The sequence below is a fragment of the Pasteurella dagmatis genome, from assembly GCF_900186835.1.
GTDB lineage: Bacteria > Pseudomonadota > Gammaproteobacteria > Enterobacterales > Pasteurellaceae > Pasteurella > Pasteurella dagmatis.
In genome coordinates, this window is the sequence record NZ_LT906448.1 from 879,150 (window position 1) to 901,767 (window position 22,618).

The window sequence follows — 22,618 nt, forward strand, 5'->3', positions numbered from 1 at the left end:
ATTTGAATAATACTTAATAAGTATTCTATCCAAGCAGTCTACAAAGACAACAATTTTTATCCAAATTAGTGATCTCCATCAATAATAATTTATTTTCAGTATTTTCAATATCTCAAGGCATTTTTATGTTCCAAAAAAAATCTAAAAATGATTGTGATTTTTCTTTTAAAATCAATGTGCTTCATTTTTGTTTAGGAACACTTTTTGAGCGCTAAGAATTAGAAGTGACAGGGTTATTAATTAAGAGGAATTTACAATAAAAGGGCTGTATAGCCCTTTTACATTACTAGCTAACATAATACTTCTGACATAAATTGTCTCTATAAAAAAGCCCAACATTTGCTGATGCTTCTCGCTAATATTTCGTTTGTTCAGATTATTTCCAGTTTTTCACTACATTAATCGTCACATTAAAAATAAAACCACCTAAAAGACCTAAGGCTATGACTCCCCACCAAGGTAAATTAATATCAAAATAAATAAAAGTACTGGCTAAGAGACCAAGTGGGATTAACACAATTAGAAAAAGAATCAGAAAATAACCAACACTTTTTACTACAAAATCAAATAAGAATTTAATTTCCCTCATGTTTTTCCCTCCTTATTTACATTTGAATATAACAAAAACAACTTGTTTTGTTTAATATTTTATTAAAACAAAACATAGAGCGTTTTTTCTAGTCTAATAAAAAGACCTCTAAATTGTGTTTTTGAAAGAGGATAGATCTACTTAATAATGACGTATTTAACTTGATTTTGTTTATCTTCTTCTCGTTTCATTTCTTCAAGCTCTCTCTCGATCTTTTTATTGATAATATAAAAGGTGATTACCGCAGCGAATACTAAAAAACATAAGCCTCCAATAACATGATACCAATACAGGTTATTTAGAACAAAAAACAGCACGAAGAACAGTAATAATGGGATAAGAAAGAACCCTACCACAACACTGACCTCTTTAAATAAAAAACGCCACATTCCCATATTTCACCTCCTTATTTACCTTCAAACATAACAAAAATAGTCTATTTTTTCAACCGCACTATAAAAAGTGCGGTCGGTTTTTCAGTGGTTTTATGCTCTTACTCCAGTTAAATTTCTCTTATCAATAATCTTTTCAGCTAAATCTAACCAGTGGATACATTGTGCTTGGCAATCATAGGCTACCCCACAACAAATGCTGTGGGGTTGTTGGTTACTTCATCGGTTGAACCGTTAGCTTTGGCGTTATCTAATACCTTTTCAGCCTCTAGCATTGCTTGTTTGTCAGTTTTTAATAGTTCAATATTTTTTTCAATAGAATATCGTGCTGATACCCAATATGCAGCCTTTTCCTTAGCTGTTTCTTCATTAATTTTACCGTTAGATTTTTTGGCAATCTGTGCAATTTTGGAAAGGATTGATTTAAGGAAGTTAGTTTCTAATTCAGAATTTAATGCATCACGTTTACCTTTTGCGGTGTACATTGCATCTTTTAGTCTGCGTTTCTCGTGGTCGTGACTTGAAGTTTTTCCTGTATCATCACTGAATTTCATTTCATCAATCCAATCATTAACAGGTCGTAGGCTATCTGCTAACCACTCGTCTAATTTTGCAGCCCCTTTATTAACCGCCTCTTTGAGGTTCTTGCGTGAAGTGAATACATCCCACCATTTAGGCTCTGGATTGATATTGCCCCCGCGAGATAATTCTAGGACGGATGTATTTCCACCTTGAGAAAATGGAGTAGTTTTAGAAAACTTCATTTGCTCATTCTGATATTGACTTAGATCGGTTCCGGTTTTAATATTGAACGCAAAAAGGTTATCAACGCTAGTTAGCATATTGGGCAATTGAAGCCCGCCACTTCTAGCAAATTGATAGCCTTTTGTTTTGTTCCAATATATTGTTCTTGATAAATCATTTCCAATTTGAGTATTCCAATCACGTCCATAAACACTGGTAATATTGATTACTTCTAGCTTATCGTCGACACGCTTTAATTGTAGTGCAGCAATTAGAGGTTTATCTTTTCCATTTACGACTTCACTTAATTCAGTTAAAACTACTAATCCGTTTGGGTTCATTGAACTCGGATTTGAACGCATAATAGCGACTGGATTATTGATTTGCTCTGGCAAACGTTTTAAATCATCCCCTGTAACACTATGTTCAAAAAGGGCTTTTTTAATGACACTTTCACGCATTGCAATTTTTACCTCACTTAGTCCTAACATTTTCAATACAGGCGGTGTTGTTCCCATATTAATATAACGTTTTGGATTGGACGGTCCAGCATTTTCAATACGATCAACCGCCTTTGCAAAACTCGAACTTGGTTCCTCGTTTAAACTGAATTTGGCGTTATTAAATTTATTATTACTTAGAACATCTCCACCAGCACTTTTATTGATATCACTTAATAGACTAATTAAATCATTATGACCGAACTTATCCGCCGTTTCTTTACCAAATAATTTTGCAATAAACTCACGAATTCTTTGTGCGGTCATTTCAAACCAAGATTTAAGCCCTTTTTCATGTCCTTTTGGAATATCAATTCCATAGCGACTTTTAAGCTCGTCTAGCTTACCTGTTACATAGGCTGCGTGTAGCTCGGCTAATGCTTCTTCTACTGCTAAGTGACGATTCTGTGCGGTTTCTGAGCGTTGTTTTTGAATGGCGTTAGCAAGTTTATTAATGGTGCTGTTCTTATCAATCTTCGCCATAAGTTCGTTAAACTCCGCACCAAACTTAACGCCCAATCCTCTGTGTGCTAGTTCATGCCAAGCAACCCAAGCTAAACGCTCATCACGAGTTAAAACGTTACTTGCTCGGATGTTATCTGCAACAATGAAGATTTTACCTGTCTTAGGATTGTAGCCAGCTTCTACCGTTGGATCTGTAATACCTATTTCAGTAGCAGTTACGATTTCGACATGTTTGGATAGGTGCTTGCCGACAAAACGAGAGATTTTATTATGGATAGATGTAAGATTTGGGTTTTGAGGTTGTTTTTTGTTCTGAGTGTATTGACTTAGATCGGCTTCGGTTTTAATATTCTTTGCAGAAAGGTGGATATCTGAATCGAGTCCAGGGGGCAATTGAAGCCCGAGACGATTCATAAGATGTCTACCTTTTGTTCTATTAAGATAAAGCAGATCATTGTGTAAACCATTTTGGATTTGCGACTCACTTCTGCCATATACACTGGTGATGTTAATTAACTCAATACCCTGATTTGTTTTCTTCAAGTGAAGCGCTGCAATTACTGGCTTATCTCTATTCCCTTCTTGTTCTATTAATTCTGTTAAAACAACGTAAGAATTATCTCTTGTTGATGACTTCATTACTGCAACTGGATTATTAATTTGAGATGGTAATTGTTTTAATGTTTCAGATGTCACATTGTGTTTATCTTGCATTACTTTGTGCAACACTGCACCACTAATAACAACATTAGCATCAGGCAAGCCTAGCATTTTTAACACATCAGGCGTTGTGCCAACATCAATCACTTGTTGCTGTGTTGTTTTTGCGTTTCTTTCACAAGCAAAGCAGATGTACCACGTGCTACTACTTGCATATCGCCTTTCACCTCGTTATCGTCGCTCATTACCATATTGTATTCGTAAAAACGTCTAATCAATGGCTTAGTGACGGCATCATCCCACTCTTTTACCTGACGTCTTTACCTAGTCCTACTCTTGGAATTAAAAAGTTCAAAATGTCTGCAAGAGATGTTTATGTTGAAGATCATATCTATAAAATTTTTTACGATCTAGCGAATCAAGATATGAAAGACTTAATGGATATTGCATATTTAACTGGTCAAAGACCTGTTGATATCGTTGGTATGACCGTACATCAAATACATGATGGCATATTACATATTAATCAGAAAAAAACAAAAAAACGATTACGTTTCAAAATGACAGGTCAATTAGCGACTATCATTGAACGTAGAATCAAAAACACTTCACAAGTATTTTTATTTCAAAATAAGCGGAAGCAAAAACTTTCTCGCCAAACATTAACAAATTGGTTTAGTGATTTAAGAGAACTAGCATTGGCTCAGTATCCGAGCTTAGAAAGTGAAATAAAAGAAGTCCAATTTAGAGATCTACGAGCTAAAAGTGCGACAGATATATTCTTGTTACAAGATACAGAGACAGCGAAAATACAGCTAGGTCATACAGACCAAAAAACAACAAAACGTTACATCAGAAAAGACAAAATTATATTGCCGTTAAACTGTTAGTTTTGGAACACTTTCCCGTATTTCGGAACGTAACTTTTTAAAATTAGCTACAAGCAATTGATTTATAAGGCTAAAAAATAAGGCTTTTCAGTTTAATTGTTACCATCAATAACAAACTCAAACCAATCAATCACATCTTTTTCATGAATGCCGTTTTGAATTAGGATATTGGCATTTTTAACTGAATCAGCTGAACCGGAAATTAAGGGATGCCAATCAAAGAGAGGTTTGTTTTCGTGTAATAAACGATAGGCACAAGTTGAAGGAAGCCAATGAAAATCAGGTAGATTCTTTTTAGTGAGTTTTATGCAATCAGGTTCAAATTTAAAGCGCTGGCAATAATTGGTACATTTGCCAGTGTCTAAATCTAACAAGTTACACGCAATCCGAGTGTAGTATAATTTTTTGCGCTTGCCTCGCCCTTCAATGAATTTTCGGTAGCAACATTTACCACAGCCGTCACAAAGAGCCTCCCACTCTGCGTCATTCATTTCTAGCAATGTTTTATGTTTCCAAAATTCTGGATCTAGCTGCATTAGATTAATCACTCAATTTGCCCAAAAAATTAAGTGCGATATTTTACCGCACTTAATTTACAGATCAATGACTTTACATCGCTCTTGGCTTTTTATGGATAAAACTGAAATATAACTCCCAAATCACAATGATAGCCGTCAAGCTTAGATACACAATTGAGGCTAAAGTAATATTTTTCACTGACCAATAATAATGTATTGCTCCAAACAGCAAGGCAAAATAACCGAGTTTATGCACATACCGCCAAGATTTCCCCATTACATTTTTTACTGCAGGCAATGAGCTCACAGACATCAAAGTCAAAATCAAGAATGAACCAAGACCTATAATTAAATACTGTCGTGAAACAAGTTCTTGCAAAAACAAACTGAGATCACCGCCTAGCTCAAGAAGAAAATATGAGGCAATATGTAAAATAGCATAAAACCACCCCCATAATCCCAATGCACGACGCAAAATTTGTAACTGAAATTGTTTCAATAAATTAAAAATAATTCCTAATACAAATACAATTAACAAAATCGTGATCGCTGTGAATCCAAGAAAATGTTGAATTTCTTTAATCGGATCTGCACCGAGTTGCGTTTCATCGCCAGTTAATAATACACAGGCTAACCATAGTGCAGGTAATGCAGATAAACTATGTGCAACAACTCTTAACATTTTTAACATTAGAAATATTCCCTTAAATCTAAGCCTTTGTATAAATGAGCCACTTCTTTTTCATAGCCATTAAACATCAAGGTTGGTTCACGTTTGATGCCTAAGATGCCACCGCCACCAATGACACGTTCAGTTGCTTGTGACCAACGTGGATGATCCACTGTTGGGTTTACGTTTGCATAAAAACCATATTCTTGTGGAGCTGCTTGATTCCAAGTTGTTACTGGTTGCTCTGAGGTTAATTTAATTTTGACAATAGATTTAATATTTTTAAAACCATATTTCCAAGGTACAACTAAGCGAATTGGTGCACCATTTTGTGGTGCTAATGTTTTGCCATACAAACCAACGGATAATAGCGTTAATGGATGCATTGCTTCTTCGATCGTTAAGCCTTCAACATAAGGGTAAATTAATCCACCACCAAAGAAAGGATTTTTCACACCTGGCATTGTTTCTGGATCATATAAGGTTTCAAACGCCACATATTTTGCTTTGCTAGTTGGTTGAACTAAAGCAAGTAATTTATTTAATTCAAAACCGATCCAAGGGATCACCATTGACCAAGCTTCTACACAACGAAAACGGTAAATACGCTCTTCCAATGGTAATTGTTTCATTAGTTGATGAACATCAAAAGTCATTGGCTTTTCAACTTCACCTTCTACACGCAATGTCCAAGGTTCTGTTTTCATCGCCGAGGCATATTTCGCTGGCATTTCTTTGGCTAAACCAAATTCATAAAAGTTGTTATAACCAATAACTTTATTTTCAGGCGTTAATACGAGCGATTGTGAATTGTTGTCTTTTGCAAATGAAAGTACTTTACGCCCATCATCATTTGCTTGTGCAATATTGGGTATAAGTGACGCTGCCCCCATTACGCCCATTGCTTGAATCAATTTTCTACGTTCAAAAAAGATATGTTCTGGTGTGACATCATTTTCAGTAAATTTTCGCATTTTTCCCCCAATGTATGATTGGTTTATAAAATAAAACATAACTTCATTAATTATTGATATGATGAATTAGACGACAATCTGCTCAAAGTTCTTACAGGAAAATAACAATATTCTTCATATAAGAAAAGTGCGGTGGATTCTCCATAAATTTTTTATCACTTATGTTATGATACATCAGGTAAATATATAGCATATTTGAATTTAACAAAGGAATAATGATGACCGAAATTATAAAACTCGATCCGGATCAAGCTATTGATATTGCTTATGACATTTTTCTCGAAATGGCACCTGAAAACCTAGATCCTGCTGATATTTTATTATTCAACTTGCAATTTGAAGAACGTGGTGCAGTAGAATTTGTGGAAACCGCTGATGATTGGGATATGGAAATTGGTGTACTAATCGATCCTGAGGCTTATGCCGAAGTTTGGATTGGTTTAGTGAACGATAAAGATGAAATGGAAGATGTGTTTGCAAAATTCTTGATTTCACACCGTGAAGAAGATCGAGAATTCCATGTAATTTGGAAGAAATAATCAACATACACAAACAAAAATGCTGAGCTTTCCCTCAGCATTTTTTATTTTTCATATGAAATTAACGGCGAAAAACCTTCACATTTCTAAAACCTTGTTCTTTTAAGTACAACGCTTGTAGTTTACTCATTACGCCACGCTCACAATATAAAAGATAGTTTTTGCTTTGATCTAATGTTGAGAATTGTGAAGACAATTTATAGAACGGCATTAACTTCACATTATCCATTTTTAATGGATTTTCATCGGTTTCTTCAGGGCTACGAATATCCAGAATCACATCCTGCGATGCGAATACAGAAACAGTATCGACTTCAACCACTTCTCTTTCGGTTTGCTCTGCAATTTGACGAATATCTAAATATTGCGCATTTTGTACCGCACTTTCTAACACATCAAAATTGAAATTCCCCTCTTCCAATTCAATTTTTTCTTTTATCGCTTTTACTGTTGGATTTTTTGAAATCACACCACAAAATTCAGGCATTGATTTTGCAATATCATCTGTACCTATCTCTTTTGCCATTGCGATGATTTGTTCTTTATCGTGAGTGATCAATGGTCGTAGCACTAAGCAGTTAGACGCCTCATCAATTAAACGTAAATTCGTTAAGGTTTGGCTAGAAACTTGCCCCAACGCTTCGCCAGTGACAATGGCTTGAATACCAAAACGTTCTGCGATACGACTTGCCGCACGCACCATCATACGTTTTAACACAACGCCCATTTGCCCGTTATCGACTTTTTCTAAAATCTCGCCAACAACGCCTTCAAAATTGATCGCCACAAAACGGACTTTGTGTGATTCGCTATAACGTTGCCAAATATGATACGCCATTTGTTTCACGCCGATCTCGTGTGCTGCACCGCCTAAATTAAAGAAACAATAATGAACACGGGAACCACGACGAATCAACATATAACTGGATACGCCTGAATCAAAACCACCAGAAATCAACGAAAGCACATCTTCTTGTGTACCAATCGGATAACCACCAATCCCTTGGTGACGAGCTCTCACCAACATCATTTTGTCGTTTTCAATGTCAATGCGCACCGTCACATCAGGTTTACTTAACTGTACTTTTGCTGAAGCAATATGTTGGTTTAAACCACCACCTACATAACGCTCTACATCTAAAGAATTAAACTCGTGTTTCCCTTTACGTCTCACACGTACACAGAATGTTTTATTCTCAAGGCTTGAACCTACATCTTGCAATGTTTGCTCAAAAATATCATGCATTGTTTCAAATGGCTTTTCATCAACTTCTAAAAAGTGATGAATACCAGGAATACGCTGTAATAATTCTATCAAGTGCGGTCTATTTTCTTCATTTTTTGAGCGTACTTCAATGTAATCCCAATGGCGCACTACTGCTACTGAATCATCGTATTTATTTAAAATATTGCGAATGTTCCCTGTTAAAATCTTCACGAATCGTTTACGCACTGATTCACTTTTAATCATAATTTCAGGGAAAAGTTTGATGATAAATTTCATAATTTCCGTCTATTTAGTCACATAAATTTATAAGCCGTGCATTCTAGCAGATCACATAAAGAATAAAAAATCTTTAAATTATTTTTAAATACAACCCCATTATAAAAATAATTATATAACAATAAAGAATAAACATATTTAACGACCATTAAATAAGGCATTATTCCTCCCATACCCTTCCAATCTTTGATTTAAATCAAAAACAATTCTGCCTATACACCTACAATAAACTAACTATTTTTAAGTATTCAATGGTATCCATATCATTTTGTTATATAAGTAATTATATAACATTATTTTGGAGTGACTTATGTCAAAAATAAAAAAACGTTCTTTAATTACAGCCATAGGCTTAATGGCATTAGGAGCAAGCGTATTATATGGTGTTCAGTACGCAATGCATAAAACAAGTTCACCAGAATTTTGTATCAGTTGCCACTCAATGAGTTTTCCACAAGAAGAATGGGAAGCAAGTGTGCATTTTTCTAATCCAAAAGGTATTCGTGCAAATTGTGGTGATTGTCATGTTCCTCCTAATGGCTTGCATTACGTTAAAGCGAAAATTTTCGCATTAAAAGATGTTTGGTATGAACTCAATGGCAAAATTCCTGATCGTGAAGCCTTTGAAAAACACCGTTATGAAATGGCTAAAACCGTTTGGGATGATATGAAAGCTACAGACTCCGCTACTTGTCGTAGTTGCCACAGTTTAGAAGCAATGGAAATTTCATCACAATCTAAATCCGCACAAACAATGCATGAATTAGCTAAATCCAACGGACAAACTTGTATCGATTGCCACAAAGGTATTGTCCATTTCTTACCAGAAATTCCTGAAGATACAACACTATCATCGATAACAGACAACAAAATAACTGCTGTAGCAGATAATTCTCAACCACTTTACGCTCAATCTATTTCAACAGCACAAACAACAAGTGGGGGCGAAGTTCGTTTAATGCCTTATGCGACATTAATAAATTGGAAAAATGACGGACAAAAAACAACTGCAACATTAAAAGGTTGGCAACAAGTTGGAGCAGAATCTATCGTTTATATGGAACTCGGTAAACGTATTATTTTGGCGTTATTAGAAGAGGACGCTAAAGATCAAGTCAATGTGCTTAAAACAGTACAAGATGATATCACTGACTCTGAATGGAAAGAGGTTACACTTGAGCTCAGCATACCACAAGATAAATTAACGCCTAATTTGGTAGCTCTTAATCAAATAGGTAACAAGTTAAATCAAACCCATTGTAGTGGTTGCCACGCTGTAATTGAGGCCAATCACTACACTGCAAATCAATGGATTGGCGTCGTTAATTCAATGAAAGATCGTACTGCGTTAACGGCTGAAGAAGTGAGAGCATTAACTATTTATTTACAACGTAACAGTAAAGATATGGTAAATGCTAATCACTAGAAATTCATTACTGACTCCGAGCTTGTGATCCTAAGTCGAAAGATATGGTAGCAAGCCAGCAATAAGTTCGCTTATGCCATGGATAAGCAAGAAATTGATTATCCACTCATATTTAGAAAGGTGTCAAAACTTTAACTACTTATTAAATAAGCGAGGCTTTATATGAAAAAAGAGAACACAATAGACCTAAAACGCAGAGAGTTTCTCAAAAACTCATCTCTTGGTATTGCTGGTGCCTCTTTAAGCAGTGGTGTTGTAGGTACATTAGTTGCACCAAATGCGGTTGCAACTGAAAGCAAAACTGTGGTAACTGCTGCACATTGGGGGCCATTAGGTGTTGTAGTTGAAAATGGCAAAGCAGTAAAATCAGGTCCTGCGATACCAACAGTCATTGAAAATGAGCTACAATCTGTTGTACCTGATCAGCTTTACAGTGAAACTCGTATTAAATACCCAATGGTACGTAAAGGCTATTTAGCTAACCCAGGTAAAAGTGACACAACAATGCGTGGCCGTGATGAATGGGTACGCGTAACTTGGGATCAAGCTCTCGACTTAATCGATAAAGAGTTCAAACGTGTTCGTTCAGAAGGCGGATTTGAAAATATATTTGGTGGATCTTATGGCTGGAAAAGCTCTGGTTCTCTCCACTCAAGCCGTACTTTACTACACCGTTACCTCAATGCCACGGGTGGTTTCGTAGGACATAAAGGCGACTACTCTACTGGTGCTGCACAAGTGATTATGCCACATGTATTGGGGACAATCGAAGTCTATGAACAGCAAACCAGCTGGGAAACCATCTTAGAAAGCACTGATATTATCGTACTATGGTCTGCAAACCCACTTACCACACTACGGATTGCTTGGACTGCAACTGACCAACAAGGCATTGAGTATTTCAAAAAATATCAAGCAACAGGCAAACGTATTATTTGTATTGACCCAATTAAAAGTGAAACCTGTAAAATGCTTAATGCTGAATGGATCCCAACCAATACAGCAACAGACGTTCCATTAATGTTAGGAATTGCACATACTTTAGTAACGCAAGATAAACATGATAAAGCCTTCTTGAAAAAATACACCACAGGTTATGCAAAATTCGAAGAATATTTACTTGGTAAAGTAGATGGACAAGCAAAAGATGCTGAATGGGCAAGTAAACTTTGTGGTGTGCCTGTTGATGTAATCAAACAACTTGCGGCTGACTTCTCTTCTAAACGTACCATGTTAATGGGTGGATGGGGTATGCAGCGCCAACGTCATGGTGAACAAACTCATTGGATGATGGTAACGCTAGCTTCAATGCTCGGTCAAATTGGTTTACCTGGTGGTGGTTTTGGCTTTAGTTATCATTATTCAAATGGTGGGGCACCAACCACAACAGGTGGTGTAATTGGTTCAATGTCTGCAACATTAGATAGTGATACGACAAACACTGGACAATCTTGGTTATCTAAATCTGCGAAAATCAGTTTCCCTCTTGCGCGTATCGCCGATGTATTACTCAATCCAGGCAAAACAATTCAATATAATGGTACTGAAATTACTTATCCTGATATTAAATTAATTTACTGGGCAGGTGGTAATCCATTTGTACATCATCAAGATACCAATACATTAGTTAAAGCATGGCAAAAACCAGAAACGATTATCGTCAATGAGATTAACTGGACACCAACTGCACGTATGGCCGATATTGTGCTACCTATCACCACAAGTTATGAACGCAATGACTTAACGATGACGGGTGATTACTCAATGATGCACATTGTGCCTATGAAACAGGTTGTTGAGCCACAATTTGAAGCACGTAATGATTATGATGTCTTTGCGGAATTAGCCAAACGTGCTGGCGTAGAAGATAAATTCACTGAAGGTAAAACTGAAATGGATTGGTTAAAATTCTTCTATCAATCCGCCTTTGATGCCGCGCGTAAAAATCGTGTTCTAATGCCTAAATTTGAGAAATTCTGGGAAGAAAACAAACCAATCACATTTAATGCAAGTGAAAAAGCGAAAAAATGGGTGCGTTATGGTGAGTTCCGCGAAGATCCATTATTAAATCCACTTGGTACACCTTCAGGTAAAATTGAAATCTACTCTGACACAGTTGCTAAAATGAATTATGATGATTGTCGAGGCTATCCTTCTTGGTTTGAACCTGAAGAGTTCTCAGGTAATGTGACACCTGAGCACCCATTAGCGCTAGTTACACCTCATCCTTACTACCGTTTACACAGTCAATTAGCACACACTTCACTTCGCCAAAAATACGCAGTGAAAGATCGTGAGCCAGTGCTTATTCATACAGAAGATGCAAAGACTCGTGGTATTGCAGACGGCGATATTGTCCGTATATTCAACGGCCGTGGTCAAGTACTTGCTGGTGCAATTGTGAGCGATAATATCATTAAAGGTACAGTTGGTTTATGTGAAGGTGCTTGGTACGATCCATTAGACTTAGGTATGAGCGAGAAACCATTGTGTAAAAATGGTTGTCCAAACGTGTTAACGATGGACATTGGCACATCAAACCTTGCACAAGGTAATTCACCAAATACTTGTATTGTTCAAGTGGAAAAATTCACAGGTGAAGCCCCTGAAGTAACGGTGTTTAAACAACCAAAACAAGCAAACGCCTAAATTGGTTTTAAACAATGGGCTAAAACAAAAAGTGCGGTTAATTCGACCGCACTTTTTTATTAAATTCAGTCCAATAAAGCAAAAAGCTAGAGATAAAATCCACAAATATTTTTAACATAAACTGAAAAATAAAGTACAATATCCCACTTAACATGTTCAACCATTAAGGATGCTGATATGGCAAAGAAACCAACGGAAAAAGCTGAGTTAGATTTTGAAACTACCCTTAAACAACTAGAAGGCATTGTAACTCGTTTGGAAAGTGGTTCATTACCATTAGAAGAAGCATTGAAAGAATTTGAAAATGGCATCGTGTTAGCAAATTTAGGTCAAGAACGTTTACAACAGGCTGAACAACGCATTCAAATTCTGTTGAAAAAAAACGCTACCACTGAATTAAGTGATTATCAAATTGAAGAATAATAAGAAAATTATGTATCAATTTTCTCAAGATTTACAACAAGTCCAAGAACGAATTAATGCATTCTTAGCGCAACAACTGAATTTAAACACAGCCCCATCACCATTAATTGAAGCCATGCGCTATGGTGTTTTATTAGGTGGAAAACGTATTCGCCCGTTTCTCGTCTATGCCACGGGGCGTATGTTGGGGGCTGATTTAATCCAATTAGACTATGCTGCAGCTGGACTCGAAGCGATTCATGCTTATTCTTTAATTCACGACGATTTACCTGCAATGGATAATGACAGTTTGCGTCGAGGTCAACCCACTTGTCATATCGCATTTGATGAAGCAACAGCCATTTTAGCGGGTGATGCATTACAAGCATTCGCTTTTGAGATTTTAACACAAGCCCCCGCACTTTCTGCTGAACAAAAGCTTGCATTAGTTAGTACACTTGCACAAGCCTCTGGTGCCAAAGGAATGTGTTTAGGACAAAGTTTAGATTTGATTTCTGAACAAAAACAAATTAGTTTAGCTGAGCTAGAACAAATTCACCGCAATAAAACTGGTGCTTTACTCACTGCCGCACTTCAATTAGGTTTTATTTGTTCACCACATTTTGGTGACAAAACATTAGCACAACAACTACAGCGTTATTCCAGAGCGATAGGTTTAGCTTTCCAAGTGCAAGACGATATTTTAGACATCGAGGGTGAAAGTGAGGTATTAGGCAAAACCGTAGGATCAGATCTAATGGCAGATAAAAGCACTTATCCTAAATTATTAGGTTTAGATGGTGCTAAACAAAAAGCACAAGAGCTTTATCGAGAAGCCATTTCGACACTAGATGAGTTACCTTTTGATACACAAGCCTTACGCGCTATAACAGAATTTGTTGTAAATAGAAAAAGTTAAATCGCACACAGTTCAAATAAAGTGCGGTATGTTTTTTAATTATTTTGGAATTGACTAACGATTATGCAAAATTATCCTCTTTTATCTTTAATTAATTCGCCTGATGATTTGCGTTTATTAAACAAAGATCAACTTGCGCAAGTATGTCAGGAATTACGTGCATATTTATTAGAGTCAGTTAGTCAAAGTAGCGGGCATTTGGCTTCTGGCTTAGGTACAGTAGAGTTAACCGTTGCCTTACATTACGTGTATAAAACACCGTTTGATCAGTTAATTTGGGACGTGGGTCATCAAGCTTACCCACACAAAATCCTTACTGGCCGTCGTGATCAAATGCCGACAATCCGTCAAAAAAATGGAATTCATCCATTCCCTTGGCGTGAAGAAAGTGAATACGATGTGTTGAGCGTTGGTCATTCTTCCACTTCAATTAGCGCAGGATTAGGTATTGCTATTGCTGCTCAAAAAGAAAATGCAGGGCGCAAGACTGTCTGTGTAATTGGTGACGGTGCAATTACTGCTGGTATGGCATTTGAAGCAATGAATCATGCTGGCGCATTACATACTGATATGCTCGTGATTTTAAACGATAACGAGATGTCAATTTCCGAAAACGTTGGAGCGTTAAATAATCACCTAGCACGTTTATTAACCGGCTCATTTTACTCTTCAATTCGTGAAGGTGGAAAAAAGATTCTTTCTGGTATGCCACCAATCAAAGAATTTGTAAAGAAAACGGAAGAACACGTTAAAGGCTTTGTATCTCCTGTTGGTACAATGTTTGAACAGCTTGGATTCAATTATATTGGCCCAATTGATGGACATAATTTAGATGAGTTAATCAGTACACTCAAAAATATGCGTTCTTTAAAAGGTCCACAATTTTTACATATTATGACCAAAAAAGGCAAAGGTTATGCGCCAGCAGAAAAAGACCCAATTGGTTTCCACGGTGTGCCTAAATTTGACCATTTAAGTGGTCAATTACCAAAATCTAATGCTAATCCAACTTACTCAAAAATATTTGGTGATTGGCTATGTGAAATGGCAGAGAAAGATCAAAAATTAGTAGGTATCACCCCTGCAATGCGAGAAGGTTCAGGAATGGTTGAGTTTTCAAATCGTTTTCCTGACCAGTATTTTGATGTAGCCATCGCAGAACAACATGCTGTCACCTTTGCCGCTGGGCTAGCAATTGGAGGCTATAAACCAGTTGTAGCAATCTACTCAACTTTCTTACAGCGCGCTTATGATCAACTTATTCATGATGTAGCAATTCAAAACTTACCTGTTTTATTTGCCATCGATCGTGCAGGGATCGTAGGCGCTGACGGTCAAACCCACCAAGGTGCATTTGATATTAGCTTTATGCGCTGTATTCCCAATATGGTGATTATGACCCCAAGCGACGAAAATGAATGCCGTCAAATGCTTTATACAGGATACCACTTAAACCAACCAGCTGCAGTACGCTACCCTCGAGGAAATGCTATTGGTATAAAATTAGAGCCGTTAGAAATGTTGCCAGTAGGTAAATCAAAACTTGTTCGCCAAGGTGAGAAAATTGCGATTTTGAATTTCGGTACATTATTACCAATTGCATCAACAGTGGCAGAAAACCTAAATGCGACCTTAGCCGATATGCGTTTCGTGAAACCAATTGATATTGAGCGTATCATTGACATTGCAAATACACACGATTTAATCGTAACTTTGGAAGAAAATGCTATTCAAGGTGGAGCTGGTAGTGCGGTATCTGAAGTGCTTCAAGCACAACAAAAACAAGTGAAACTATTGCAGCTTGGTCTACCTGATTTCTTCATTCCACAAGGCACTCAACAAGAGATTTGGACCGACTTAAAATTAGACGCCGCAGGCATTGAAGAACAAATAAAAAATTTTTTATAAAAAATTAAATTTTTTACTGAACTATTTTTAAAATACTCAGTCTTAGATAATGCTAGTGCACTGCAAATGCAGTCGTCTTTTAACTTTCTTATATTAAGACCTCCCGCTACATCTTCTTAGTGTAGCGGTTTTTTCTTTTTGGGGCTTGTAATTTTTCAATTTCTGACCGCACTTTTGCTGACATCGGCTGAATAACTGGCACAAAAATCTCATCTTCCACTGGATTTTTCATCAAATTCAGATACATTTCGTACACAGTTTGTCGATTAACACAATGTGTATTCTCAAAAAAATTCTGCAAACGATAAATTTCTGTTTGTAAATACAATTCTGCTGCTCTTGTTTTCATTTGCAATATTTCTTGCGCATTACCGCCCACATTACTTACTACAATTAACACATCTTGCATTTTGTATCGTTGGCAAAAAATAAATGCCTCATCTAACAAGGCTTGGGCCTGCTGTTTCGCCTCTAGAAAACGTTCTGGTGTCCAGAAATATTCACTGTCTAGCATCAAGAAATGATCATTTTCAATATGAAAAACGCGCCCCAAAGGATAATCCTGTTGGAACGCGAGAATTTGGTGATGAGCAAACGTACTCTTACCTGAACCCGAATGCCCTCTGATAATAATTAATTTTTGCACGTCTAAAACATCTAAAATATTCACCGCACTTTTATGCTCACAAATTAATTGTATTGCATTGTTTGCGGAATTTCTCGGTTAAGTTCTACATACACTGCGTGGCTTCCATAAACAAGCACACAAAGTAACATCAAAATAATTGGCAAATTTTTTCTACGTTGTTTATATACCGTAAAAATAAGCCATAAATAAGCAAAATAAAAAATGAAAAAGCTCGATAATACAATAAGTTCGTTATAACCATCTAATAAAGACACATACAGCAAGATGTTGAGTAAAAATGGTAATACGAACGCAATTAGCCATAATACAATTTTCATAGCACCTCCTGACAATAAAAAACCGCACTTATTGATAAGTTAATCTTACCTAAAAGTGCGGTCATTTTAAAAGCAAATTTTATTTATGCGATTAAGACCAAATGTCTTTATCTACACCACGTTTTAATAACTCAGGATGTTCTTCAATGTTAAATACTGGCTCTTTGTTACCTGCTTTTGATTGTTTCATATAGTCTTTTAAGATTGTTATTACAATCGGTGATAATAAAACAATCGCCACTAAGTTAATCATCGCCATAATCGCCATTACGGTATCAGCAAAGTTCCACACGATATTGCCGTGGTTCACTGCGCCGAAATAAACGAAGAACAATACTACTAAACGGAAAATTAAAACGAAAGATGGTTTATTGCGAATAAAACGAATGTTACTTTCTGCGTAAGCATAGTTACCAATGATCGAAGAATACGCAAATAAGAACAAAATAAACGCTAAGAAGTGTAAACCAAAATCGCCTACGTGATATTGCAACGCGTTTTGTGTTAATGAAATGCCTTTTAAGGTTTCGCTACCATAATTGTCTGATAATAAGATAATCACTGCGGTGCAGGTACACACGATCATTGTATCAACAAACACACCTAGCATTTGGATTAAACCTTGGCTCGCTGGGTGTTTTACATCCGCTGTTGCAGCAGAGTTTGGTGCAGAACCCATACCCGCTTCGTTAGAGAATAAACCACGTTTAATCCCCATTAACATTGCTTTCGAGAAAATAGCACCGAACATACCGCCTGCTAATGCGCTAAAGTCGAATGCTTGGGTCACAATGCGAGAAATAATAGCTGGAATTGCACTCATATTCATACCTAAAATGATGACTGCAATGATCAAATAGAATAATGCCATCATTGGTACAAGGGTCGCACTAACCACTCCGATGCGTTTGACCCCACCAAAAATGATGAATGCAGTTAAAACAACCAAAGTAATACCCACATATTCCGGATCCCAACTCCAAGCATTACGCGTTGCTTCCACAATGGAGTTAGATTGAACTGCATTGAAAGCAAAACCAAAAGTGAAAATTAAACTCACAGCAAAACAAGCACCTAACCAAGGCGCTTTTAATCCTTTTGTAATGTAATAGGCAGGTCCACCACGATATAAACCACAAGGCTCTTTTACTTTAAATAATTGTGCAAGAGAAGACTCAGCAAATGCACTGCTCATACCAATTAGTGCAGTGACCCACATCCAGAAAACTGCACCCTCCCCACCGATTGCAATTGCGGTTGCCACACCACCGATATTGCCGACTCCAACTCGGCTTGCTAAACCTGTTGTAAATGCTTGGAAAGGAGTTAATGAATTTCCTTCTGCAGTACGTCCCGACCACATTTCACGCAAACTACGTGGTAATAAGCGAAGTTGAACAAAGCCAGTAATCACTGTAAAAAATAGGCCAACACCTAATAAAGTAATGATCGTGATATCCCAAAGTGGACCATCTACTTTTGTTACGAACCAAGTTAATGCTTGCTCTACACTACCAACAAACGTGTCAAATAAATTCATTTATGCTCCTCATTTTATGGGTAAATTAACTAAAAGCTTATTGTAATGATTTTTTCAAAAAAATATATGAAAAATAGAGTTTCATCTAAATAGTAAAACTTTAATTAAATTTTCTCAAAAAAATAAGGGTGTTTTTTAAACACCCTTATAAATTAAGGTTATATTAGAATCCTTCTTTTAAACTCACAGTTAAGTTAAAAACTAAATGCTCAGGTGAACTGTCTTTGCTATCTGCACAATAATACCCCTCACGCTCAAATTGATATGCTTTTTCTGGTTGTGCATTAGCTAAACTTTTCTCAACAACACCTTGTTTAACCACTAAAGATTCTGGATTCAGGACTTCATGAATATCATCTACTGCGCCTGGATTTGACACAGTAAATAAACGGTTATATTGACGGAACTCTGCTGGTAAATACTCTTCAGCAGATACCCATTGAATTACCCCTTTCACTTTGCGACCATCTGCAGGGTTTTTACCTAAAGTTTCTGGATCATAGGTACAATATACAACTGTGATATTACCATCTATATCTTTTTCAACACGCTCTGCTTTAATCACATAAGCATTACGTAAACGAACTTCTTTGCCTAATACAAGACGTTTATATTGTTTGTTCGCTTCTTCACGGAAATCTGCTCTATCAATATAAATCTCACGAGTAAATGCTAATTTACGTTGACCTAATTCTTCACGATTTGGATGATTTGGTGCAGTTAAAATTTCTTTTTCAGCAAAGTTCTCAATCACAATTTTTAAAGGATCAATGACTGCCATTGCGCGAGGTGCATTTTCGTTAAGATCTTCACGAATACATGCTTCTAATGCACTAAGCTCGACTACATTATCTTGTTTTGTTACACCAATACGGCGACAGAATTCACGTAGTGAAGCCGGTGTGTAACCACGACGACGCAAACCCGAAATGGTTGGCATACGAGGGTCGTTCCAACCATCTACAATCCCTTCATTGACTAATTGTAATAATTTACGCTTAGAGGTTAAGGTTGCCTCTAAATTTAAACGAGAAAATTCATATTGATGAGGTAATGGGCGCTCAATAGAAATATTTTCTAAAACCCAGTCATATAAACGGCGGTTATCTTGGAATTCTAATGTACAAAGTGAATGAGTAATACGTTCAATTGCATCAGAAATACAATGGGTGAAATCATACATTGGATAAATACACCATTTGTCACCTGTCTGATGATGGCTTGCAAATTTAATGCGGTACAACACAGGATCACGCATCACCATAAAAGGTGATGCCATATCAATTTTAGCACGTAAACTCGCTTTTCCTTCCTCAATTTCACCGTTTTTCATTTTTTCAAATAAAATAAGGTTTTCTTCAACAGAGCGATCACGATATGGGCTATTCTTACCTGGCTCAGTTAAGGTGCCACGATACTCACGCATTTCTTCTGGTGAAAGCTCATCAACATAGGCTAATCCTTTTTGAATTAACTCAATTGCATAGCCATATAACTGGTCAAAATAATCTGAAGCATAACGAGGTTGACCGTCCCATTTAAAACCTAGCCATTCTACGTCTTGCTTAATTGAATCCACATATTCCACATCTTCTTTCACTGGATTTGTATCATCAAAACGTAAATTACATAGTCCTTGATAGTCCTCTGCAATACCAAAGTTTAAGCAAATTGATTTGGCGTGACCAATATGTAAATAACCGTTTGGCTCAGGTGGGAAACGGGTTTGAACAGCTTGATGTTTACCCGAAGCTAAATCTTCATCAATGATTTGGCGAATAAAATTAGTAGGACGTTTTTCTGTATTTTCAACTGTTTCTGCACTTTCAATTCGGTTATTCATTCTGACCTCAAATTACAATAAATATTTTGCTATAAAAAATGCTATCTATTCTACATTGTTTGCCCTCAGAATACAAAAGTGCGGTCTATTTTCTTCTTATTTTGATCTTCCTATTTTTTGTTTTAATGATAAAATGAACGAACGTTCATTCACTAACTCATTTACGATATATCAAGCTACAATTGATTTAACAATTAACCTAATTTGAGTAAAACAATTAGAGAATATGATTATATTTTACTCAACATATGGCAAATTTAAACAAAATTAACGCTTTAGAAACCAAATAGAAAATTGCTATAATTTACACAATCGAAAGTGTGCAAAAATAGACCGCACTTTTTAATGGAAGGACAACAAAATGTTAAAACGTAATCAACTTACTTTGATTATCCTCTCAACTGCATTAGTCGGTTGTGCCAATATTGACACTTCATTTAACGAAGCCAAACAAAATTTCCAACAATATCAAGAAATTACTCAACAATATAGTGTGAAAGAAGATTGGTGGACGTTATATCAAGATCCACAACTGAATAATCTCATTGTGCAAGCCTTAGAAAACAATAAAAACCTTGCGAAAGCAGCGATTAATGTCAATAAAGCACTTTACGCAGCTAATTTAGTGGGCGCAAATTTAGTACCTGCGTTTAACGGGAAATTAGAATCCACGGCAGCACGTAATATTGAACATAGCCAACCATCAAGAATAAACCATAGTGGCGCACTGAATGTAGGCTATACATTAGATCTTTGGCAACGTTTAGCTGATTCTGCGTCTGCTGCCGAATGGACATACAAAGCATCTGCACAAGATTTAGCAGCAGCTCGTCTTGCATTAATCAACTCGGTGATTGCTACTTATTATCAACTATCATTTTTGAATGATGCAATCTACGCCACGGAAGACAGTATAAAATACTACAATCAAATTAGCCAAATTATGCAAAACCGCTTTAAATTAGGTGTAGCAGATAGTGCAAGTACCGTTCAAGCACAACAATCTGTATTGCGTGCAAGCAATCAGCTTTTAACGTATCAAACACAGCGCAAAATAGCAGAACAAACTCTACGCAATTTACTCAATTTAAAGCCAAGCGATCCATTAAATCTTAACTTACCAAAAATATTGAATGTCAAAAATGTTGGTATTAACACAAATGTGCCAGTTTCAACCATTGCAAACCGACCAGATATCAAAAGTGCACAATATCGTCTAAATGGGGCATTTAAAGATACTAAAGCAATGCAAAAAAGTTGGTTCCCAACTGTTACATTAGGTGCAAGTTTATCATCTGCAGGTACTAAAGTAGATAACGCATTACATACTCCAATTGCGGCAGGTTTAGTCAGCGTTAATTTACCATTTTTAAACTGGAATGTGGTGAGATGGAATGTCAAAATCTCTGAGGCAAATTATGAAACAGCACGTTTAAACTATGAGCAAAGTATCACAAAAGCCCTCAATGAAATTGACACGAACTACTTTGCTTACCAACAATCAAAATCGAGTTTTGACAACCTACAAAAAGCCTATACACATAACAAACGTATTACACAATATTACAAAAATCGTTATGACGCTGGTGTATCTCAATTACGTGATTGGCTAATGGCTGCAAATACTGAAAATGACTCTCAACTCGCTATTTTGAATGCAAAATACCAACTCATTCAGCAAGAAAATGCCATTTACAGTGCAATGGCTGGTTATTACACTGCGAAATAACACATCAGAAGAGGCGATTAAGCCTCTTTTTCTTAGGTAAAAATCAAATGAAACTTGAAGTTTGCATCGACAATATTGAATCGGCTATTACTGCTGAAAAAGCTGGTGCAGATCGCTTAGAGCTTTGTGGCTGCTTATCAGTGGGTGGTGTTACACCGCCTTATTCACTGATCAAAAGTGCGGTCAATTTAGTCAAAATTCCCTGCTATGTAATAATCCGCCCACGTGCAGGCGATTTTCTTTTTAGCGTAAATGAAGTGCAAATGATGTTAGATGATATCCAAATTGCAAAAGAGCTTGGTGCTAAAGGGATTGTGATTGGAGCATTAACTGAAGAAGCAAAAATCAACTTAACTGTTTGTGAAAAACTGATCCAAGCAGCAGATGGAATAGGCATTACATTTCACCGTGCTTTTGATTTATGCAAAGATCCATTTGAAAGTCTTGAACAAGTCATTTCATTAGGTTGCGAACGAGTTTTAACATCGGGGCAAAAAGTAACCGCACTTCAGGGCAAAACTTTACTCAAACAATTAGTCGAACAAGCAAGTGATCGCATTCAAATTATGGCAGGTGCTGGTATAAGTCCAGAAAATGTACAAGACTTAATTAATAGAACCAATGTTCAAGAATTACATTTATCTGGTAAAAGTTATCGTTTAAGCGCGATGAAATTAGAATCCGATGCCGTAATGGGCAATAACGCCGAAGACGATCAAAAGATTTGGATAACAGATTTCAATAAGATCCAAGCAGTACGAAAAGAATTGGATAAAAAAAGAAAATAAGAA

20 protein-coding genes and 1 riboswitch are annotated in these 22,618 nt (G+C 36.5%); of the genes, 9 read left to right on the plus strand and 11 right to left on the minus strand.

Annotation, left to right across the window (positions count from 1 at the left end; genetic code table 11):
• Positions 1 to 376: 376 nt before the first annotated feature.
• The 3 genes from CKV78_RS03970 to CKV78_RS10605 form a co-directional block, all read right to left on the minus strand.
• The gene (locus CKV78_RS03970; RefSeq protein ID WP_005762211.1) at positions 377 to 589 is read right to left on the minus strand and encodes a hypothetical protein; all 213 of its coding nucleotides are present in this window, start codon (positions 587 to 589) and stop codon (positions 377 to 379) included.
• A 137-nt stretch (positions 590 to 726) separates the two neighbouring features.
• Complete coding sequence (locus CKV78_RS03975; protein WP_005762212.1) at positions 727 to 984, minus strand: DUF1772 domain-containing protein; 258 nt, start codon at positions 982 to 984, stop codon at positions 727 to 729.
• Positions 985 to 1,163: 179 nt separating this feature from the next.
• Positions 1,164 to 3,497 carry a MuF-C-terminal domain-containing protein gene (locus CKV78_RS10605; protein WP_005762213.1) on the minus strand — a complete coding sequence of 778 codons (2,334 nt, stop codon included), beginning with the start codon at positions 3,495 to 3,497 and terminating at the stop codon, positions 1,164 to 1,166.
• Positions 3,498 to 3,706: 209 nt separating this feature from the next.
• On the opposite strand from CKV78_RS10605, the gene CKV78_RS03985 reads away from it, so the two are divergent.
• Positions 3,707 to 4,240, plus strand: a complete 534-nt coding sequence (locus tag CKV78_RS03985; RefSeq protein ID WP_005762215.1) for a tyrosine-type recombinase/integrase — start codon at positions 3,707 to 3,709, stop codon at positions 4,238 to 4,240.
• A gap of 92 nt (positions 4,241 to 4,332) precedes the next feature.
• On the opposite strand, the gene CKV78_RS03990 is transcribed toward CKV78_RS03985, so the two are convergent.
• The 3 genes from CKV78_RS03990 to msrP all read right to left on the minus strand — a co-directional run bounded on the left by CKV78_RS03990 (position 4,333) and on the right by msrP (position 6,402).
• Positions 4,333 to 4,776: a YcgN family cysteine cluster protein gene (locus CKV78_RS03990; RefSeq protein ID WP_005762216.1), complete on the minus strand. Its 444-nt coding sequence runs from the start codon at positions 4,774 to 4,776 to the stop codon at positions 4,333 to 4,335.
• Positions 4,777 to 4,849: 73 nt separating this feature from the next.
• A complete protein-coding gene (locus CKV78_RS03995; protein WP_005762217.1) occupies positions 4,850 to 5,449 on the minus strand; it encodes a protein-methionine-sulfoxide reductase heme-binding subunit MsrQ in 600 nt (199 codons plus the stop codon).
• On the minus strand, positions 5,449 to 6,402 hold the full coding sequence (gene msrP, locus CKV78_RS04000) for a protein-methionine-sulfoxide reductase catalytic subunit MsrP (RefSeq protein WP_032855151.1): 954 nt from the start codon (positions 6,400 to 6,402) through the stop codon (positions 5,449 to 5,451). The genes CKV78_RS03995 and msrP overlap by 1 nt, the downstream gene beginning before the upstream one ends.
• A gap of 218 nt (positions 6,403 to 6,620) precedes the next feature.
• Between msrP and CKV78_RS04005 the strand changes: the two genes are divergently transcribed.
• Entirely contained in the window at positions 6,621 to 6,941 is a 321-nt protein-coding gene (locus CKV78_RS04005; protein ID WP_175270893.1) for an HI1450 family dsDNA-mimic protein, read from the plus strand.
• 61 nt (positions 6,942 to 7,002) lie between these two features.
• On the opposite strand, the gene thiI is transcribed toward CKV78_RS04005, so the two are convergent.
• Positions 7,003 to 8,445: a tRNA uracil 4-sulfurtransferase ThiI gene (gene thiI / locus CKV78_RS04010; RefSeq protein WP_005762220.1), complete on the minus strand. Its 1,443-nt coding sequence runs from the start codon at positions 8,443 to 8,445 to the stop codon at positions 7,003 to 7,005.
• A 310-nt stretch (positions 8,446 to 8,755) separates the two neighbouring features.
• Here thiI and CKV78_RS04015 point away from each other — a divergent pair, with 310 nt between their 5' ends.
• The 5 genes from CKV78_RS04015 (at position 8,756) to dxs (ending at position 15,749) form a co-directional block, all read left to right on the plus strand.
• The gene (locus CKV78_RS04015; protein WP_005762221.1) at positions 8,756 to 9,871 is read left to right on the plus strand and encodes a NapC/NirT family cytochrome c; all 1,116 of its coding nucleotides are present in this window, start codon (positions 8,756 to 8,758) and stop codon (positions 9,869 to 9,871) included.
• Positions 9,872 to 9,873: 2 nt separating this feature from the next.
• Positions 9,874 to 10,010, plus strand: a riboswitch (molybdenum cofactor riboswitch).
• Positions 10,011 to 10,033: 23 nt separating this feature from the next.
• Entirely contained in the window at positions 10,034 to 12,520 is a 2,487-nt protein-coding gene (gene torA, locus CKV78_RS04020) for a trimethylamine-N-oxide reductase TorA (RefSeq protein ID WP_005762222.1), read from the plus strand.
• Between the two features lie 177 nt (positions 12,521 to 12,697).
• On the plus strand, positions 12,698 to 12,943 hold the full coding sequence (gene xseB, locus CKV78_RS04025) for an exodeoxyribonuclease VII small subunit (protein ID WP_005762223.1): 246 nt from the start codon (positions 12,698 to 12,700) through the stop codon (positions 12,941 to 12,943).
• A gap of 10 nt (positions 12,944 to 12,953) precedes the next feature.
• Positions 12,954 to 13,841 (plus strand): (2E,6E)-farnesyl diphosphate synthase, encoded by an 888-nt coding sequence (gene ispA, locus CKV78_RS04030; protein WP_032855152.1) that lies wholly within the window; start codon positions 12,954 to 12,956, stop codon positions 13,839 to 13,841.
• A 63-nt stretch (positions 13,842 to 13,904) separates the two neighbouring features.
• Positions 13,905 to 15,749, plus strand: coding sequence for a 1-deoxy-D-xylulose-5-phosphate synthase (dxs, locus tag CKV78_RS04035; protein ID WP_005762225.1), 1,845 nt, complete (start codon positions 13,905 to 13,907; stop codon positions 15,747 to 15,749).
• Positions 15,750 to 15,855: 106 nt separating this feature from the next.
• Here dxs and CKV78_RS04040 read toward each other — a convergent pair whose 3' ends face one another.
• From CKV78_RS04040 to glnS, 4 genes are all read right to left on the minus strand, one after another.
• Positions 15,856 to 16,395 carry a hypothetical protein gene (locus CKV78_RS04040; protein ID WP_032855267.1) on the minus strand — a complete coding sequence of 180 codons (540 nt, stop codon included), beginning with the start codon at positions 16,393 to 16,395 and terminating at the stop codon, positions 15,856 to 15,858.
• Positions 16,396 to 16,439: 44 nt separating this feature from the next.
• A complete protein-coding gene (locus CKV78_RS04045) occupies positions 16,440 to 16,715 on the minus strand; it encodes a hypothetical protein (RefSeq protein WP_005762227.1) in 276 nt (91 codons plus the stop codon).
• A gap of 91 nt (positions 16,716 to 16,806) precedes the next feature.
• Positions 16,807 to 18,255 carry an alanine/glycine:cation symporter family protein gene (locus CKV78_RS04050; RefSeq protein ID WP_005762228.1) on the minus strand — a complete coding sequence of 483 codons (1,449 nt, stop codon included), beginning with the start codon at positions 18,253 to 18,255 and terminating at the stop codon, positions 16,807 to 16,809.
• Positions 18,256 to 18,418: 163 nt separating this feature from the next.
• On the minus strand, positions 18,419 to 20,098 hold the full coding sequence (glnS, locus tag CKV78_RS04055; RefSeq protein WP_005762229.1) for a glutamine--tRNA ligase: 1,680 nt from the start codon (positions 20,096 to 20,098) through the stop codon (positions 18,419 to 18,421).
• 361 nt (positions 20,099 to 20,459) lie between these two features.
• Between glnS and tdeA the strand changes: the two genes are divergently transcribed.
• Both tdeA and CKV78_RS04065 read left to right on the plus strand, forming a co-directional pair.
• A complete protein-coding gene (gene tdeA, locus CKV78_RS04060) occupies positions 20,460 to 21,827 on the plus strand; it encodes a toxin/drug exporter TdeA (protein ID WP_005762230.1) in 1,368 nt (455 codons plus the stop codon).
• Positions 21,828 to 21,874: 47 nt separating this feature from the next.
• Entirely contained in the window at positions 21,875 to 22,615 is a 741-nt protein-coding gene (locus CKV78_RS04065; protein ID WP_005762231.1) for a copper homeostasis protein CutC, read from the plus strand.
• Positions 22,616 to 22,618: the final 3 nt, after the last annotated feature.